Source organism: Halobacillus sp. B23F22_5, assembly GCF_043497085.1.
Lineage (GTDB): Bacteria > Bacillota > Bacilli > Bacillales > Halobacillaceae > Thalassobacillus.
Genome location: NZ_JBIEKI010000004.1, coordinates 94,858 through 111,015, shown reverse-complemented (window position 1 = coordinate 111,015; position 16,158 = coordinate 94,858). Strand labels below are relative to the sequence as shown.

The window sequence follows — 16,158 nt, the reverse complement described above, 5'->3', positions numbered from 1 at the left end:
GAGTTTGCATCTATGCTATAATAATAAAAGTGACTAAAGTACGTTTTGGGGGATATTAAATGAAGCAATACACACCAATGATGGAGCAATACTTGACGATCAAAGCACAGCATAAGGATGCTTTTTTATTTTTCAGACTCGGTGATTTTTATGAAATGTTTTTTGATGATGCTTTAGAAGCAGCAAGGGAACTGGAAATCACATTGACCAGCAGGGATGGAGGAGATGAAAGGATTCCGATGTGTGGAGTCCCTTATCATTCCGCAGCAAATTACATAAAAACGTTGATAGAAAAAGGTTATAAAGTAGCTATCTGTGAACAAGTAGAGGATCCGAAAACAGCAAAAGGCGTAGTCAAACGGGAAGTAGTTCAACTGATTACACCAGGAACCGTAATGGAAGGAAATATGCTGGATGAAAAGGAAAATAATTACCTGGCAAGTGTGACTTCTTTTGAGGATAGCAGCTATACGGTAGCCTACAACGACCTGACTACTGGAGAAAACAGCATTGCATTGATCACGGATGGCTGGGATGCTGTATTAAGTGAGTTGTATAACCGACCAGTCAAGGAAGTCGTCATTGCTTCCGACCTCCCGGAATCACATAAAAGTGATTTGAAAGAGCGGTTGGCTTACACGATTTCTTACCAGGATGAGGCCGAAACAGACGAGGCGTTTGCCCCTTTACTTGCTGATCTCCAGCAAGAGAAATATAAAATAGGTTTCGGAAGATTACTCAATTATATTCAGCACACCCAAAAGCGATCGCTGGATCACCTTCAGCCTGTGCAGAAAATTGAACTGAAGCAATATATGACGCTGGATATGTATTCGAAACGTAATCTTGAGTTAATGGAAACATTACGGAAGCAGGGTAAGAAAGGGAGTTTGCTATGGGTGATAGACGATACAGTCACTTCCATGGGGGCGCGGTTATTGAAAAAATGGCTGGAACGTCCATTATTGAATCGAAAAGGAATGGAAGAAAGGCATGAACAGGTCTCTGGATTTCTTGAGCAATTTTTTGAACGGGAAGAATTGAGAGAACAATTGAAATCTGTCTATGACCTTGAACGTCTTTCCGGAAGAATTGCTTTTGGAAATGTGAACGCTAGAGACTTGCTGCAATTGAAACAATCACTAGGGAAAATTCCAGAGATAAAGGAAACCCTTGAAAAATTTTCTCATCCAAGCATAAAAAATTTATATCAATCGATTGATCCGCTCCATTCATTATCCGAGTTGTTAGAAGAAAGCATTCATGAGGATCCACCCCTTACCATTAAGGAAGGAGGAATTATCAAGGATGGTTTCAATAACCAGCTTGATGATTACCGGGATGCAGCTAAAAATGGAAAGCAATGGATTGCAGAGCTTGAACGGAAAGAGCGGGAAGAGACGAAAATAAAGTCATTGAAAGTGGGCTATAATCGTGTGTTCGGTTATTACATCGAAGTGACGAAAGCCAATCTTCATTTACTGCCAGAAGGGAAATATGAACGGAAGCAGACACTGACAAACGCAGAACGATATATTACACCTGAATTGAAAGATAAGGAAACGCTGATTTTAGAAGCACAAGAAAAAAGTGTGGAACTTGAGTATGAATTATTTCTTACCATTCGGGAAAAAGTGAAGAATTATATTGAGGAATTGCAGCTGCTCGCCGGACAAATCAGCAAAATTGATGTGTTGCAGGGGTTTGCTTCCGTGTCGGAAAAAAATGATTATGTACAGCCTGGTTTCAATGAGAATCGCCTGATTGATATCAAACAAGGAAGACATCCGGTCGTGGAAAAAGTAATGAAAGATGCTTCCTTTGTCCCAAATGATGTCTATATGGATGACGATGCTGATGTCCTGTTGATCACAGGACCAAATATGTCTGGTAAAAGTACGTACATGAGACAGCTTGCCTTAACAGCCATCATGGGACAAGTAGGCTGTTTTGTGCCGTGCGAACAGGCCAATCTTCCAATCTTTGACCAGATTTTTACTAGAATAGGAGCAGCTGACGATCTTGTTTCCGGTCAGAGCACCTTCATGGTAGAAATGCTGGAAGCCAGGCATGCTCTTGCTAATGCTACCGAAAACAGCTTGATTCTTTTAGATGAAATCGGCCGGGGTACAAGCACGTATGATGGAATGGCGCTTGCCCAGGCAATTGTTGAGTATATTCATGAGGAGATTAAAGCAAAAACGCTCTTTTCTACCCATTACCATGAGTTGACGGAATTGGAAGAAAGTCTGGAACGTTTGAAAAACATCCATGTTCGGGCTGAAGAATATCAAGGAAATGTCGTTTTCCTGCACCAAATTCAAAATGGAGCAGCAGATGAAAGCTATGGCATCCATGTAGCTAAGCTTGCGGAATTGCCAGATTCCTTGATTGCAAGAGCGACAGATTTACTGAAAGAGTTTGAAACAGGACCAAAATATGAAGCAACCGTCAAAGAAGCAGACGAAGAACAGCTGACCTTTTTCCAGGAAGAAGTACGTGAGTCTAACCAGCAAAAAACGCAACCAGAAGAAAGCCGACTGGTTGATCAGCTCACTAAGCTGAATTTAATGGAAATGACGCCAATGGAAGCGATGAATCATCTTTACCAGCTTCAAAAGCAAGTGAAACGATAAGGAAGGGGGAGGACCATGGGAAAAATCAAACTCATGCCCGACCATCTGGCCAATAAAATTGCGGCAGGGGAAGTTGTTGAGCGCCCTGCATCCGTAATTAAAGAACTGGTCGAAAACAGCATCGATGCCAACAGTAAATCCATCAAGGTAGAATTAACAGAAGCCGGGCTCGAGCAAATCAAAGTAACAGATGATGGGGACGGAATGATAGAAGAAGATTGCGACCATGCTTTTTTTCGGCATGCCACCAGTAAAATCCAGGATGAAAATGATCTTTTCCATGTCAAAACCCTTGGGTTCCGCGGAGAAGCATTAGCAAGTATCGCAGCAGTAAGCCGATTATCCATACAGACGTCTACAGGCGAAGGAGCCGGTACGAGATTAGAGCTGGAAGGCGGAAAATTGATCAATAAAACAAAAAGCGATGCCCGCCAAGGCACAGAAATCATCGTCAATGATATCTTCTTCAATACTCCTGCCAGGCTGAAGTATATGAAAACTATCCATACCGAGCTCGGGCATATCACTGATGTCTTGAACCGGATGGCTTTGGCTCACCCTGATGTGAAATTCGTCTGCTTTCATAATGGCAAGCAGCTTTTCCAAACTTCGGGACGAGGGGACTTGCTTCAAGTGATCGCACAAATCTATGGAATGGCGACAGCCAGAAAAATGATCCCGGTAGAATCATCGTCTAAAGACTTCCGTGTGTCAGGATATATTGCCAAACCCGAAGTGACCCGTGCATCACGCAATTATATTTCCACTATCATCAACGGCCGTTATATCCGAAATATTACGTTGAACAAAGCGGTAATGCAAGGCTATCATACCTTGCTCCCTATCGGCAGGAATCCTTTGGTGGTACTCACTATCGAGATGGATCCCATTCTCGTCGATGTCAATGTTCATCCGGCGAAGCTTGAAGTCCGTTTCAGTAAAGAACAAGAACTTTTTGAATTGATTAAAACTACCATTCAATCCGCTTTTCGAAAAGAGACATTAATACCAGAAGCCCCTGAGCAAAAACGTCCTGTAAAAAAAGAACAATCTACCCAGGCAACGTTTCAATTTTATGAAGAGCGCGAGCAGGAAGCACACCAGCAAAGGGAAAATTCCATCGATCATTTGCTTCAGTCTGCTGCCGGTCCAGAAGAAAGCAACCCAGCCCCATCAAAAGACCAGGCGGAATTTACAGAGACACAAAATGAAGTCATAAAAGAGATGCAAAATCTTGGTCAGACTTCAGAGTCACCAGTGATTACAGAAGATGATAAGGGAAGCGATTCGGAAAGAGTACCAGCGATGTATCCGATTGGTCAGCTGCACGGCACGTATATATTGGCACAAAATGAAAAAGGTCTTTATATCGTTGATCAGCATGCCGCTCAGGAACGGATCAAGTATGAATTCTTCACCGAAAAATTAGGAATCGTCGAAAATGAAGTACAAGAGCTGCTGGTACCGATCACTTTTGATTTTTCCAAGCAAGAAGCACTGCGGATTGAGGAGCATGCGGAGGAATTGAAAAAAGTAGGTATCTTCTTTGAGCCTTTCGGAGAAAACAGTTTTATCATCCGGTCGCATCCTAATTGGTTCCCGAAAGGATTCGAGGTGGAAGTCATCGAGGAGATGGTGGAGCAGATTATGGCTGATGAACGCATCGAAATCAAAAAACTTCGTGAAGAAGCAGCTACCCTCATGTCCTGCAAGCGATCGATTAAAGCCAATCATTATTTGAATCAGCAGGATATGTTCCGCCTGCTTGAAGATTTGAGAAAATCTACTGATCCTTTCACCTGTCCTCATGGGCGGCCGATTATTGTCCATTTTTCAGAATATGAAATGGAGAAGATGTTCAAACGAGTCATGTAACTACGTCAAACTGAAGAACTCCTGGTTCTTCAGTTTTTTATTGCAGGCATACCATTAAGGTTTACCCATGTCTTATGCTAAAATAGCAAGGTGTCTAAAAAATAGATTCTTTTAAATCTCCATGTTGATTTTACAGTTAAAATTCCCTTTTCCAGAACACTCAGTTTCGAGATTTTAGGTTGCGGTTATGGCGGCTGAAAATAGTTTGCTTTTGGAATAGAAAATACGATTATTTCAGCATTGTAATAGGTTCCTCGCAAATCATGGAAGTAAATATAAAGGCGATTTCGATAATCTTTTTCGGTAAAGGGAGTAGGAGAAGGGTGAGACTCCCGCGGGAGAAGGAGCTAGGAGAGATCCCACAGGGCGATAGCCCGAGGAAGCTCGCCAGTTCCCCCGCAGGAAAGCGAATCCTTCTCCAACGACCTTAAACTCCCAAAATATATCGAAATCAAGTCTTCGACTTTTCGGCCCTTTAGTGGAATAAGCTTCTTATGGAAATCAACAACAACGTTTAAGAGAACCAAAAAAGGTTAGGGGGATGAAAATGGTATTGAAGCTCAAAATAGAAAGTGATAGAACCCAATCCTGGCAGACGGAAGATTTATATGATGAAAAGAATAGACGAAAAGATATCACAAAGCTCTTCGAAGCCGCCAATGCCTATTATCAGGGAAATGATAAGACATATGCTTCAATAGAAAGAGAAGTCGAAGATTTGGATGAGTGGAGGATAGGTTTGGAGAATCTAATCAAACAATCTTACCATATAGCAAAACGGGAAACGGATGATAATCCTGCTTTGCATGCTATTAATGATGTTGCTTTTCAACTATTAGTCGTCTACATCAGTGACTATTTTAAAAACGAAAATGCTCAATATAATCATTTTATAGATAATAAGCATACCTTTATCGGAGCTAGACTGCTGATTAAACAGGATGAAACAATCCGTTATGACGATGTCATGAAAGAAGAAGATCTGGAAGCAGTAGAGGAGGAGTTGACTCGTTACGAGCGGCTGATAAGTGCACAATTGTTGGCACAGCACCAAATCGTTTATCAATTGATTAAATCGGTGCTATTCAAATACAAGTTAACCCATCGACAGTAGGGGAGAGGCAGCAGGGGGGCAGCAATCACACAATTTACATAATATAGTACAGGTTATCTGTCTATTTTTTCGATTGTCTGATGAACTGGAAAAAGTTCAACACCTGCTTAATCTCTTCCTGTGTCAATTCCTCCCATACATAAACATAGAAGAAGTCAGTTTCATCAAACCCTTTATCCGCCAGCACATCGTTGATTTTTTTTAAGATGTCAAAGGGTTGATCACTTCTCCCCAAGAGATAATCGGTGGTACAATCCAGAGCGTCGGCGAGATCGAGAATGTTTTGCAGACTCGGTGTTGTATAACCGCGCTCCCAGTTTGAGATGACTTGTGATGACTCTCCGACTTTTTCGGAAAGTTTTTTTTGTGTCCAATTGTGATGAATACGAAGAAATCGAATACGTTCGGCCGTTATCATAAATCACCCCTCCTACCGCTATATTTTATCATGATAGCAGGCGATAGGGTACTTGTTTATAAGATATAACGGAAACCGTTATCATAGAAATAACGTTTTTCGTTAGCTGTGGACAAAGAAAACGTTTACACACACCTAACGGGATACGTTAGTTTATGATTAACCGAATCCGTTAGTGGATAACTGAATCGCTAATAAATCAAGGGTTAGGCTATTTAGTCTTCATTATGTATAATGTTTGTATAACATCTGGTGTGAATGAAAGGTGGATAACTTATGAAACCCACGGTTGTGTCCGTCGTTGGACCGACAGCGGTAGGTAAAACTAAATTAGGTGTAGAAATAGCAAAGCGTTTTAATGGGGAAGTGATCAGCGGCGATTCCATGCAGATCTATCGCGGCATGGATATCGGAACAGCAAAAGTATCCCGGAAGGAAGCGAATGGTATACCGCACCATATGATTGATATCAAAAACCCCGAGGAGTCCTTTTCAGTTGCTGAGTTCCAGGAAAAAGTGACTGCTGCTATCGAAGATATATTATCTCGAGGTAAGTTACCGATTATCGTTGGAGGGACCGGGCTTTACATACAGTCTGTCCTATATAATTTTAACTTTTCCAAACAGAAACGAAGCATCGAAATCACGGAACGTTTGGAGGCTGAGCTTCAAGAGAAAGGAAAGAACGCTCTGCATCAGCGCTTGGCCGGAATCGATCCGGAGCAAGCGGAAAAAATCCACCCAAATAACGAAAGAAGGTTGATAAGAGCCTTAGAAATCTATGAGAGCACAGGAATGACCATGTCTCAATATCAAAAGAACCAATCAAAGGAATCGCCTTACCAGCCGATCCTTATCGGGCTCGAAATGGATCGTGAACGTTTATATGATAGGATCAACCGGCGTGTGGATACGATGATGGAAGAAGGATTGCTCGAGGAAGTACAGTCCTTGTATGAGGCTGGGTTGGAGGAAGCTCAATCCATGAAGGCGATTGGCTACAAGGAATTCATCCCTTATCTGAAGGGAGAGTATGGTTTAGAACAGGCAGTCGAATTATTGAAACGCAACTCGAGGCGTTACGCAAAACGCCAATACACCTACTTCCGAAATAAGATGGATATACGTTGGTACACGGTCTCTGAGGAGGATTATCTGGAAAAGTTTCAAATAATTTTAGGTGATTTAGCAGGAATGATCGAACAGACATAGAATTACATGTATTATAGATAGAAAAGAGGAGGAAGATTCATGGCTCAATCCGTTAATATTCAAGACACCTTTTTAAATCAGCTAAGAAAAGACCGCGTTCACGTAACCGTCTTTCTACTCAACGGCTTTCAATTGAGGGGGAGTGTCAAAGCGTTCGATAATTTCACAGTTTTATTGGAGACAGATGGAAAACAGCAGCTTATCTTCAAACATGCGATCTCAACATTTGCGCCCGCTAAAAATGTTTCTTTAGATAAAGAATAATAGGCAGTAAAACGGACGTCCCAGGCGTCCGTTTTTTGGTGGAAAAATATCCCCTTCTCCCTGGGCGTTTGTCACACTTGCAGAGGAATTTACGTATAGTGTTAAGGAATAAGGGGTGATCCTATGAGTTCCCAATCGATGACTAACCAACAAGGTCAAATCAATATCATATTGCGAGATCGTAAGGAGCAGGTGGCTGAAAAAGCAGCAGCAAATACGGCTGCTAAAACGAAAGCGGATCCCTTCCGTATCATTGATGATCATTTGGATTCGTTCACCGGAATGTCTCGCTTGAGGGAAAAAATAAAAGAAATCTATGCACAGGTTTTGATTAAAGAAAAACGGAAACAGGCTGGATTGACTACAGAAAGCCAGGTGCTCCATATGATGTTTAAAGGCAACCCTGGAACCGGCAAAACAACAGTAGCTCGTGCATTGGCGAGTATTTTTTATGATATGAATCTGTTATCAAAAGGGCATTTTATTGAGGCTGACCGCAGTGATTTAGTAGGGGAATATATCGGTCATACGGCACAGAAAACGAAAGACTTGATCAAAAAATCTCTGGGTGGCGTCTTATTTATCGATGAGGCTTATTCGCTTGCCCGGGGTGGCGAAAAGGATTTCGGGAAAGAAGCAGTAGATACAATAGTGAAATGTATGGAAGATCATCATAATGAATTTATTCTTATCCTGGCGGGATACCCTAAGGAAATGGCACGGTTCCTTTCTTTGAACCCAGGCTTGAAATCTCGTTTTCCGATTACCCTTGAATTTCCGGATTATTCTCCTGGAGAATTATTGGAGATAGCTATCGATATGGTCGTCATGAAAGATTATAAACTTTCCAATGAAGCCCAATGGAAATTGAAGCATCATTTTCAACAGTTATTACAGCGTAGCCCTTATAACTTTTCAAATGGCCGTTATGTCCGCAATATCATCGAAGATGCTATCCGTAAGCATGCGATTCGGGTGATCCATTCCTCTTTGCAGAACAAAGAGGCATTGATGACCCTGGAAGCGAAAGATATTATATTTGAAGAAGGTTGGGGATGATAATCATTATCCAAGCTAATGATCTTTTGATATGATGGTAGGAGATACCGTCCATGGAAAGAGGTAGAAATAATGGCAGAAAAAGAACAGGTAATATTGGTAGCACGAGCTGAAACCAGACAGGATGATAAGCGGTTCCATTCCTCGTTGGAAGAATTGCAATCACTTACCGAGACAGCTGATGGTGTAGTTAAAAACACCTTTATTCAAAAACGGGACCGCGTCCATCCTGCTACTTACTTAGGAGAAGGAAAACTGCAGGAAATCAAAGCTTACGCTTCTGAAAATGAAATCGATCTAGTTATCTTCAATGAAGAGCTTTCCCCAGGTCAGCTGAAAAATATCACCGATAGACTGGAAGTACGAGTCATTGACCGCAGCCAGCTGATTTTAGATATTTTCGCCCAGCGCGCCAAGACGAAAGAGGGTAAGCTTCAAGTGGAATTAGCCCAGCTTCAATACCTGCTTCCACGGCTTGCCGGACAGGGGACTGAATTGTCCCGACTGGGGGGCGGAATAGGGACAAGAGGTCCTGGGGAAACAAAGCTCGAGAGTGACCGCCGCCATATCAGACGCCGGATAGATGATATCAAGAAGCGGCTTTCTACAGTTGTGAAGCAGCGTGAACAGTACCGGAAAAGGCGTAAGGAAAACAAAGCTTTCCAGATTGCGATAGTCGGTTATACCAATGCCGGAAAATCAACGTTTTTCAATCGAGCGACAGAAAGTGACTCCTTTGAAGAAAACCTTTTATTCGCTACGCTGGATCCGTTGACCCGCCAGCTTCAGCTGCCTTCCGGATTGCAAGTGCTTTTAACAGATACTGTGGGGTTCATCCAGGACTTGCCGACAACACTGATTGCCGCTTTCCGATCTACTTTAGAAGAGGTAACCGAAGCCGATTTTATCCTTCATATGGTGGATGCTTCTCACCCGGATCATGAGCAGCATGAAAAGACAGTATTGAAACTGTTAGGTGAATTGAAGGCAGACCATTTACCGATGCTTACCGTTTACAATAAGATAGATTTATTATCCAGCGATTTCATTCCGCATGCTTTCCCGTCGATTACGGTAAGTGTGCATGATCCGATTGATATCAAACGTATTCAGGATAAAATAGAAGAAACATTGATGAAAGAATGGGACAGCTACCATACTTTCATTCCTGCGGGTGATGGAAAACAACTGCAGCGTTTGAAAGGAGAAAGTATCGTTTCCTCGTTTCATTTTGATGAAGAGAGAGAAGGATATGTTTTGGCCGGAGCCATCCATCCAGACCACCCAATGAAACATCAATTATTATAAAAAGGAAGTAACGACTACTATGAATATCGAAAAACTTGCAGCTCAATCAGAAGAACAAATCCGCCCATTGCATACCACTATTCAAACGATTGTGGAGACAAATCAACAAAGGGTGTTAGAAGCTTTCCGCCGTTTGAGGATTTCAGACAGCCATTTCAACCCTACGACAGGGTATGGCTACGATGATTATGGACGAGATACACTGGAGGAGCTTTATGCTGAAATATTCGGCGGAGAAGACGCATTAGTGCGGCCCCAGATCATTTCCGGCACCCATGCGATTACCACCGCGCTGTTTGGGGTGTTGAGACCCGGGGATGAATTGTTATATATTACCGGCAATCCTTACGACACACTTGAGCAGGTAGTCAGCGGGTCTAACAGAAAAGATGTAGGATCCTTGAAAGACTACGGCATCAACTACCGGGCCATCCCGCTTAGTGATAAAGGCGAAGTGGATATGGAGCAGGTAAAATCCTCGATTCATAAAAAGACAAAGGTAGTCGCCATCCAACGCTCGAAAGGGTACGCGGACCGACCGTCTTTTTCAATCGCTGACATTGCCGAAATGATTCAGGAAGTCCGCTCTATTCACCCGGAAGCAATCATTTTTGTAGATAATTGTTACGGAGAGTTCGTAGAAACAGAAGAACCACCCCATGTCGGGGCGGACTTGATTGCAGGGTCCCTGATCAAAAATCCCGGTGGTGGAATTGTGCGTACTGGGGGATACATAGCCGGCCGGAAAGATTTGATTGAATTATGCAGCTATCGACTGACAGCTCCGGGCATCGGGAAAGAAGTCGGTGCCAGTCTGAACAGTCTCCAGGAAATGTACCAGGGGATATTTTTGGCGCCTCACATGGTCGGAGAAGCCTTGAAGGGTGCTATTTTCACTGCGAATTTGTTAGAGAATGCAGGATTTACGACCACTCCCCCCTTTGATGCAGCTCGTACAGACTTAATCCAAGCTGTCTCTTTCGATACAGCAGAACAAATGGTAGCTTTCTGCCAGGCTATCCAAAAATACTCACCAGTCAATTCCCATGTCACCCCATACCCGAGTGCTATGCCTGGGTATGAAAGTGATGTCATCATGGCGGCAGGCACATTCATCCAGGGGGCGAGTTTGGAATTGACGGCAGACGGACCAATCCGTCCACCATTTATGGCATTTGTGCAAGGCGGACTTACGTATGAACACGTGAAGATTGCTGTGAAACTTGCTCTCGGAGAAATCATTGAGGCAGGTTTCCATCAAATCGAAATAGGGTAAAAGCTGAGATGGAGAAGTTCATTTCAGTTTTTTTAATTTTATATGTAAGATTTCTTAACATCTCTTGACACATGATGTTTCATTGGTATAATTAAGGTATCACATTAAAGGGAGGTAGCGATCGATGAGTGATGAAATTAGACGTTCGATGCCGTTATTCCCGATTAGTATAGTCAAATCCTTGACAGACCTGTCAGCCAGGCAGATCCGTTATTACGAAGAACACGATTTGGTCCATCCAGCGAGATCAGAAGGAAATCGCAGATTATTTTCCTTCAATGATGTTGATCGTCTGCTTGAAATAAAAGCATTGATTGAAAAAGGCATCAATCTTGCAGGAATCAAACAGGTTCTGTCGATGCAGGAAGCACCTGAAAATGAACCGATGAATCAAGAGCAAGTCGAAGAAATCCACAATGATCTTTCTGAGAAAGAGCTTCGCCGTATGCTCCAGCAGGAATTATTGACAGCTGGAAGACACGGTAAATCATCGTTAAGACAGGGAGAATTATCACGATTCTTCCATTAAAAAATAGGAGGAAAACTATAAATGGGATTAACTAGAAAAGAAATTTTTAAAAAAATTGAAGAAGAAAACGTAAAATTCATTCGCCTACAATTCACAGACATGCTTGGAACTATTAAAAACGTCGAAATTCCTTTGAGTCAGCTTGATAAAGCATTGGATAATGAAATGATGTTTGATGGATCTTCTATCGAAGGTTTCGTTCGTATCGAAGAATCTGATATGTACTTAATTCCTGACCTCGAGACATTTGTGGTCTTCCCTTGGACTTCCGAAAAAGGTAAAGTGGCACGTTTTATCTGTGATATCTATAATCCGGATATGACACCTTTTGAAGGGGATCCACGTTACATTTTGAAAAAGAACCTGCAAAAGATGGAAGAACTTGGATTCTCCGCTTTCAATATTGGTACTGAGCCGGAATTCTTCTTATTCAAGCTTGATGAGCGCGGCGAACCATCCATGGAGTTGAATGACAAAGGTGGCTATTTCGACCTTGCACCGACTGACTTAGGTGAAAATTGCCGTCGCGATATCGTACTTGAATTAGAAGAAATGGGCTTCGAAATTGAAGCATCACACCACGAAGTAGCACCAGGACAGCACGAAATCGACTTTAAATATTCAGATGCAGTCAAACACTGTGATGATATCCAAACTTTCAAATTGGTTGTAAAAACAATTGCCCGCAAGCACGGACTGCATGCTACATTCATGCCTAAACCGTTATTCGGTGTCAACGGTTCCGGAATGCACGCGAATATGTCCTTGTTCAAAGGAAAGCAAAATGCATTCTACGATACAGAAGGCGAGCTTGAACTATCAGACGTTGCTTACCAGTTCACTGCAGGTATCATCAAGCACGCAACAAACTTCACAGCTATTACGAACCCGACCGTAAACTCCTACAAGCGTCTTGTTCCTGGTTATGAAGCTCCTTGTTACGTTGCATGGTCAGGACAAAACCGTAGTCCGTTAGTTCGTGTTCCAACTTCCCGCGGCCTAAGTACCCGTATCGAAGTACGTAGTGTCGATCCTGCAGCGAACCCTTACCTGGCAATGGCTGTATTGTTGGCAGCAGGGTTAGACGGTGTGGAAAATAAGATGGAAGCACCAAAACCGGTCGATCGCAACATCTATGTTATGAACAAAACAGAACGCGAGAAGAACGGCGTACAAGATCTGCCAGCTACTCTATATGATGCGTTAGAGCTGCTTAAGCAAGATGAAATCTTAGTGAACGCACTTGGCGAACACTGTTTTGAGCACTTTATCGAAGCGAAAGAAATCGAATGGGATATGTTCCGTACACAAGTCCACCCTTGGGAACGTGAGCAGTATCTATCCGTATATTAATAAGCATCCCCCTTGGTACTATTGGTATCAAGGGGGTTTTTTATTTTAGCGTATTATCTTCATATTTAAGTCCGTAAAAAAAGCCATTGATTTTTTCATCAATGGCTTCTTTCATTATTAAAAGATTACATTCTAACTTGATTTAACACCAGCCGAGGTCACAATCAGTAACATATTGTTTGATATCTGTTATTTTATGCATGCGATAGATTTTTCCGTTATGATATTTAAAGCCCTCTGACATTTCATAACGATTCTCTTGTCCAGACATGAGAATCCGTCCGATTTTTTCTTTATAGAGGTAGAGATTCATATTTCCTTCTTCTAACTTTCCATTGATACTATCTGTTATATCCACCATCTGCAATTCTTCTTTTCTCATTCCATTCCTCCTTATTAGAATCTTGATTCAAATAACGTAAATAAATATATAAATGGTATTATAATAATTTTTTCAGGTAAAATCAACACATATTCAGAATATATAGATTTTTCAGTTAATTAGTCCTGTATACTTTATTGAAATATCGTTCTATGCTTTTACGCTGGGGCAGGCAGGTTTAAGTTGTTGTAAATGCATTGTTAAAGAATGTTAAGAAGCCCAAGACATGCAGGACTAATAGAATCCCCTGTCAAAATTGTTTTCGAAAGGAGATGACATGCATGAGTTTTACTCGCCATTCGAAATCAATTACCAGAGAATTAGAATCGATTATGAAAACCAGGAGAGGTGAAGAGGTTCTTACCTTTATCACAGAATTTGGATTTGTTCAGGGTATACCAGGGGAGTTAAAAGAAAATCGACACAGCGATTTGAAACATCGGTCTGATAAGTCAGCATGTCGTTATAAACCTTACAATTTCACGTATGTAAAGGAAGTTATCATACATTCTTTTGAAGGTGAGTTAATTAAAGTGGATCATTTGGTTATTTATGATGAGCAACTTATTGGTATTATGCCTGGTAAACTGTTTTAGCCAGGGAAATAAGAAGAGCCCTGTATCCCTTCCCGGGATACAGGGCTCTTCTATTTTTATATAGAGATTATGATCAGTGAATTGCTCTATATAAACCTACGACTTTACCCAGAATCGAGACATCATGCAGGATGATCGGGTCCATGGTTGCATTTTCCGGCTGCAGGCGAATGTGGTTTTTCTCTTTGAAGAAGCGTTTGACTGTCGCTTCTTCATCTTCTGTCATGGCGACGACGATTTCTCCATTTTGAGCGGTTGGCGTCTGTTTTACAATTACCATGTCTCCATCAAGTATACCTGCTTCAATCATACTCTCACCTTCGACAACAAGGACAAAAGTGTTTTCTTCCCCAGCTAAATTTTGTGGTAAAGGTACATATTCTTCAATATTTTCAATAGCAGTTATCGGCGTACCAGCGGTTACTTTACCAATAACAGGAGCATAGGATGCTTCGCTCCTTGGAATGTTTTGTTCTTCCTCTAATTCTAACACTTCGATGGCTCTTGGTTTCGTTGGGTCACGTCGGATGAATCCCTTTTTTTCCAGCCTCGCAAGGTGTCCATGAACAGTAGAACTGGATGCCAATCCGACAGCCTGGCCAATTTCACGCACGGAAGGTGGATAACCTTTGGCGAGGACTTCCTCTTTTATGAATTTCAATATTTCCTGTTGCCGTTTCGATAATTTACTCATATAAGCACACCTCGTACATATGTTTTTATTAACCACATTGTACCATGATGATTTCAACAATACAAACATTCGTTCGAATATACACTTGACAGGAACGAATGTTCGTATATAATTATAACTAACAAACGCGAACAAAAGTTCTGTATGGAGGGGTTAAAATGTTTGATAAACTATCTAAATTGGACATGACTTATATTATTCTTTTCATTTTGAGTCTGGTATTTTTATATGCTGCGATGTCCATAAGCAGCTAAAATGGTCTATGTAGTTTATTGTTCGTATTAACACGCAGAAAGGGTCGCAGACATGAAAGTAATAATCTATTGCAGAGTCAGTACAGAAAAAGAAGCTCAAGTTACTTCTTTAGCGAGACAGGAATCGGAGTTGCTTGCCATGGCAGAACGAGAGAACATGGAAGTGATGGATATAATTAAAGAGCAAGCGAGCGGATATGAAATTGAACGTGAAGGTGTTTTTCAAATGCTGGACCGTTTTTCTGAAGGAAAGGCAGAGGGTTTACTGATCCAGGATGAGACTAGGCTGGGGAGGGGGAACACGAAGATTGCCCTGTTTCACCAGCTTCAAAAAATGAACGTACAAGTACTGTCTTTGACACATCAGGGAGAATTGCAATTGTCAGAGTCAGATTCGATGGTGTTGCAAATCGTCGGGATAGTGGAGGAGTACCAGCGGAAAATCCATAACCTCAAAATAAAGCGCGGAATGAATAAAGCGATGGAAAGGGGTTATAACCCGGGTGACAACCTTACCAATCAGCATTTGGCAAGGGGACGGGAAAGGATTGAGTTTCCGATTGAGGAGGTTGTCCGGCTTCGTAATAATAAACTGACTTTCGAGGAAATCGCTGCTACGTTACGCGGGCTGGGCTATGATGTTTCAAAGGCCACGGTCCATAGACGCTACCGGGAATACACCTCGCTTGAAATAACAGCTGATAAAAGTTAATATATAATGAAGACAAGGGTCTAACGGCACTTGTCTTTTTAGTTCAGGGCTCATAAAAGGAGTGTGTCAATATGTTATCCAAAGAAAAACTTAATCGTATAAACGAATTAGCCAATAAATCAAAAAAAGAATCGTTGACTGCAGCGGAAAAAGATGAACAGCAAAAACTACGTAAAGAATATCTAGGCAACGTACGTAAGTCCTTTAAAAACCAACTGAAGAGTATGAAGGTAGTCGATCCGGAAGGCAATGATGTAACACCGGAAAAAGTGAAGCGGATGCAGCGTAATGAAAAAAAACATTAATCTTCCCCATACAGCCGTACATAATAGTACGGTTGTTTTTTGTTTAAATTTCCAATGCAAGGGAAAACTTCAAAAGTAAAATCTTAAAATCAGGTGACAATGCTTGTCTATATCCCATTTTCATTATAGGATTATAGATGGTACATAATGCAGAGCGAGAAAGGGGATTAT

At 41.7% G+C, this 16,158-nt stretch carries 16 protein-coding genes; 13 read left to right on the top strand and 3 right to left on the bottom strand.

The window, feature by feature from the left end:
• Positions 1-59 precede the first annotated feature (59 nt).
• The 3 genes from mutS (at position 60) to ACGTN9_RS07575 (ending at position 5,625) form a co-directional block, all read left to right on the top strand.
• Positions 60-2,636: a DNA mismatch repair protein MutS gene (mutS, locus tag ACGTN9_RS07585; RefSeq protein WP_499591747.1), complete on the top strand. Its 2,577-nt coding sequence runs from the start codon at positions 60-62 to the stop codon at positions 2,634-2,636.
• Between the two features lie 15 nt (positions 2,637-2,651).
• Complete coding sequence (gene mutL, locus ACGTN9_RS07580; RefSeq protein WP_499591746.1) at positions 2,652-4,511, top strand: DNA mismatch repair endonuclease MutL; 1,860 nt, start codon at positions 2,652-2,654, stop codon at positions 4,509-4,511.
• A 547-nt stretch (positions 4,512-5,058) separates the two neighbouring features.
• A complete protein-coding gene (locus ACGTN9_RS07575) occupies positions 5,059-5,625 on the top strand; it encodes a hypothetical protein (RefSeq protein ID WP_499591745.1) in 567 nt (188 codons plus the stop codon).
• A 61-nt stretch (positions 5,626-5,686) separates the two neighbouring features.
• Here the strand turns inward: ACGTN9_RS07575 and ACGTN9_RS07570 are convergent, their stop codons facing one another.
• Positions 5,687-6,043, bottom strand: coding sequence for a helix-turn-helix domain-containing protein (locus tag ACGTN9_RS07570; protein ID WP_499591744.1), 357 nt, complete (start codon positions 6,041-6,043; stop codon positions 5,687-5,689).
• Positions 6,044-6,319: 276 nt separating this feature from the next.
• Here ACGTN9_RS07570 and miaA point away from each other — a divergent pair, with 276 nt between their 5' ends.
• From miaA to glnA, 7 genes are all read left to right on the top strand, one after another.
• Positions 6,320-7,255, top strand: a complete 936-nt coding sequence (gene miaA, locus ACGTN9_RS07565; protein WP_499591743.1) for a tRNA (adenosine(37)-N6)-dimethylallyltransferase MiaA — start codon at positions 6,320-6,322, stop codon at positions 7,253-7,255.
• Positions 7,256-7,294: 39 nt separating this feature from the next.
• Positions 7,295-7,519, top strand: coding sequence for an RNA chaperone Hfq (gene hfq, locus ACGTN9_RS07560; RefSeq protein WP_499591742.1), 225 nt, complete (start codon positions 7,295-7,297; stop codon positions 7,517-7,519).
• Positions 7,520-7,642: 123 nt separating this feature from the next.
• Positions 7,643-8,578 carry an AAA family ATPase gene (locus tag ACGTN9_RS07555; protein ID WP_499591741.1) on the top strand — a complete coding sequence of 312 codons (936 nt, stop codon included), beginning with the start codon at positions 7,643-7,645 and terminating at the stop codon, positions 8,576-8,578.
• Positions 8,579-8,650: 72 nt separating this feature from the next.
• Positions 8,651-9,886, top strand: a complete 1,236-nt coding sequence (hflX, locus tag ACGTN9_RS07550) for a GTPase HflX (protein WP_499591740.1) — start codon at positions 8,651-8,653, stop codon at positions 9,884-9,886.
• A gap of 19 nt (positions 9,887-9,905) precedes the next feature.
• Positions 9,906-11,162 (top strand): methionine gamma-lyase family protein, encoded by a 1,257-nt coding sequence (locus ACGTN9_RS07545; protein ID WP_499591739.1) that lies wholly within the window; start codon positions 9,906-9,908, stop codon positions 11,160-11,162.
• Positions 11,163-11,286: 124 nt separating this feature from the next.
• A complete protein-coding gene (locus tag ACGTN9_RS07540) occupies positions 11,287-11,691 on the top strand; it encodes a MerR family transcriptional regulator (protein ID WP_028782872.1) in 405 nt (134 codons plus the stop codon).
• Between the two features lie 21 nt (positions 11,692-11,712).
• Positions 11,713-13,044 (top strand): type I glutamate--ammonia ligase, encoded by a 1,332-nt coding sequence (glnA, locus tag ACGTN9_RS07535; protein ID WP_499591738.1) that lies wholly within the window; start codon positions 11,713-11,715, stop codon positions 13,042-13,044.
• A 142-nt stretch (positions 13,045-13,186) separates the two neighbouring features.
• On the opposite strand, the gene ACGTN9_RS07530 is transcribed toward glnA, so the two are convergent.
• Positions 13,187-13,426 carry a YusG family protein gene (locus ACGTN9_RS07530; protein ID WP_499591737.1) on the bottom strand — a complete coding sequence of 80 codons (240 nt, stop codon included), beginning with the start codon at positions 13,424-13,426 and terminating at the stop codon, positions 13,187-13,189.
• A 281-nt stretch (positions 13,427-13,707) separates the two neighbouring features.
• Between ACGTN9_RS07530 and ACGTN9_RS07525 the strand changes: the two genes are divergently transcribed.
• The gene (locus tag ACGTN9_RS07525) at positions 13,708-14,022 is read left to right on the top strand and encodes a hypothetical protein (RefSeq protein ID WP_499591736.1); all 315 of its coding nucleotides are present in this window, start codon (positions 13,708-13,710) and stop codon (positions 14,020-14,022) included.
• A gap of 73 nt (positions 14,023-14,095) precedes the next feature.
• Here the strand turns inward: ACGTN9_RS07525 and lexA are convergent, their stop codons facing one another.
• Positions 14,096-14,716 (bottom strand): transcriptional repressor LexA, encoded by a 621-nt coding sequence (gene lexA, locus ACGTN9_RS07520; protein WP_093046446.1) that lies wholly within the window; start codon positions 14,714-14,716, stop codon positions 14,096-14,098.
• A gap of 306 nt (positions 14,717-15,022) precedes the next feature.
• Between lexA and ACGTN9_RS07515 the strand changes: the two genes are divergently transcribed.
• Positions 15,023-15,682, top strand: coding sequence for a YneB family resolvase-like protein (locus ACGTN9_RS07515; RefSeq protein ID WP_499591735.1), 660 nt, complete (start codon positions 15,023-15,025; stop codon positions 15,680-15,682).
• A 71-nt stretch (positions 15,683-15,753) separates the two neighbouring features.
• Positions 15,754-15,987: a DUF896 domain-containing protein gene (locus ACGTN9_RS07510; RefSeq protein WP_499591734.1), complete on the top strand. Its 234-nt coding sequence runs from the start codon at positions 15,754-15,756 to the stop codon at positions 15,985-15,987.
• Positions 15,988-16,158: the final 171 nt, after the last annotated feature.

Bases quoted from the DNA above. Each gene is read 5' to 3' on its own strand.
- hfq (WP_499591742.1), top strand. From the start codon at position 7,295: ATGGCTCAATCCGTTAATATTCAAGACACCTTTTTAAATCAGCTAAGA.
- hflX (WP_499591740.1), top strand. From the start codon at position 8,651: ATGGCAGAAAAAGAACAGGTAATATTGGTAGCACGAGCTGAAACCAGA.
- ACGTN9_RS07575 (WP_499591745.1), top strand. From the start codon at position 5,059: ATGGTATTGAAGCTCAAAATAGAAAGTGATAGAACCCAATCCTGGCAG.
- ACGTN9_RS07530 (WP_499591737.1), bottom strand. From the start codon at position 13,426: ATGAGAAAAGAAGAATTGCAGATGGTGGATATAACAGATAGTATCAAT.
- glnA (WP_499591738.1), top strand. From the start codon at position 11,713: ATGGGATTAACTAGAAAAGAAATTTTTAAAAAAATTGAAGAAGAAAAC.
- mutL (WP_499591746.1), top strand. From the start codon at position 2,652: ATGGGAAAAATCAAACTCATGCCCGACCATCTGGCCAATAAAATTGCG.
- mutS (WP_499591747.1), top strand. From the start codon at position 60: ATGAAGCAATACACACCAATGATGGAGCAATACTTGACGATCAAAGCA.
- ACGTN9_RS07570 (WP_499591744.1), bottom strand. From the start codon at position 6,043: ATGATAACGGCCGAACGTATTCGATTTCTTCGTATTCATCACAATTGG.
- lexA (WP_093046446.1), bottom strand. From the start codon at position 14,716: ATGAGTAAATTATCGAAACGGCAACAGGAAATATTGAAATTCATAAAA.
- ACGTN9_RS07525 (WP_499591736.1), top strand. From the start codon at position 13,708: ATGAGTTTTACTCGCCATTCGAAATCAATTACCAGAGAATTAGAATCG.
- ACGTN9_RS07510 (WP_499591734.1), top strand. From the start codon at position 15,754: ATGTTATCCAAAGAAAAACTTAATCGTATAAACGAATTAGCCAATAAA.
- ACGTN9_RS07545 (WP_499591739.1), top strand. From the start codon at position 9,906: ATGAATATCGAAAAACTTGCAGCTCAATCAGAAGAACAAATCCGCCCA.
- miaA (WP_499591743.1), top strand. From the start codon at position 6,320: ATGAAACCCACGGTTGTGTCCGTCGTTGGACCGACAGCGGTAGGTAAA.
- ACGTN9_RS07540 (WP_028782872.1), top strand. From the start codon at position 11,287: ATGAGTGATGAAATTAGACGTTCGATGCCGTTATTCCCGATTAGTATA.
- ACGTN9_RS07555 (WP_499591741.1), top strand. From the start codon at position 7,643: ATGAGTTCCCAATCGATGACTAACCAACAAGGTCAAATCAATATCATA.
- ACGTN9_RS07515 (WP_499591735.1), top strand. From the start codon at position 15,023: ATGAAAGTAATAATCTATTGCAGAGTCAGTACAGAAAAAGAAGCTCAA.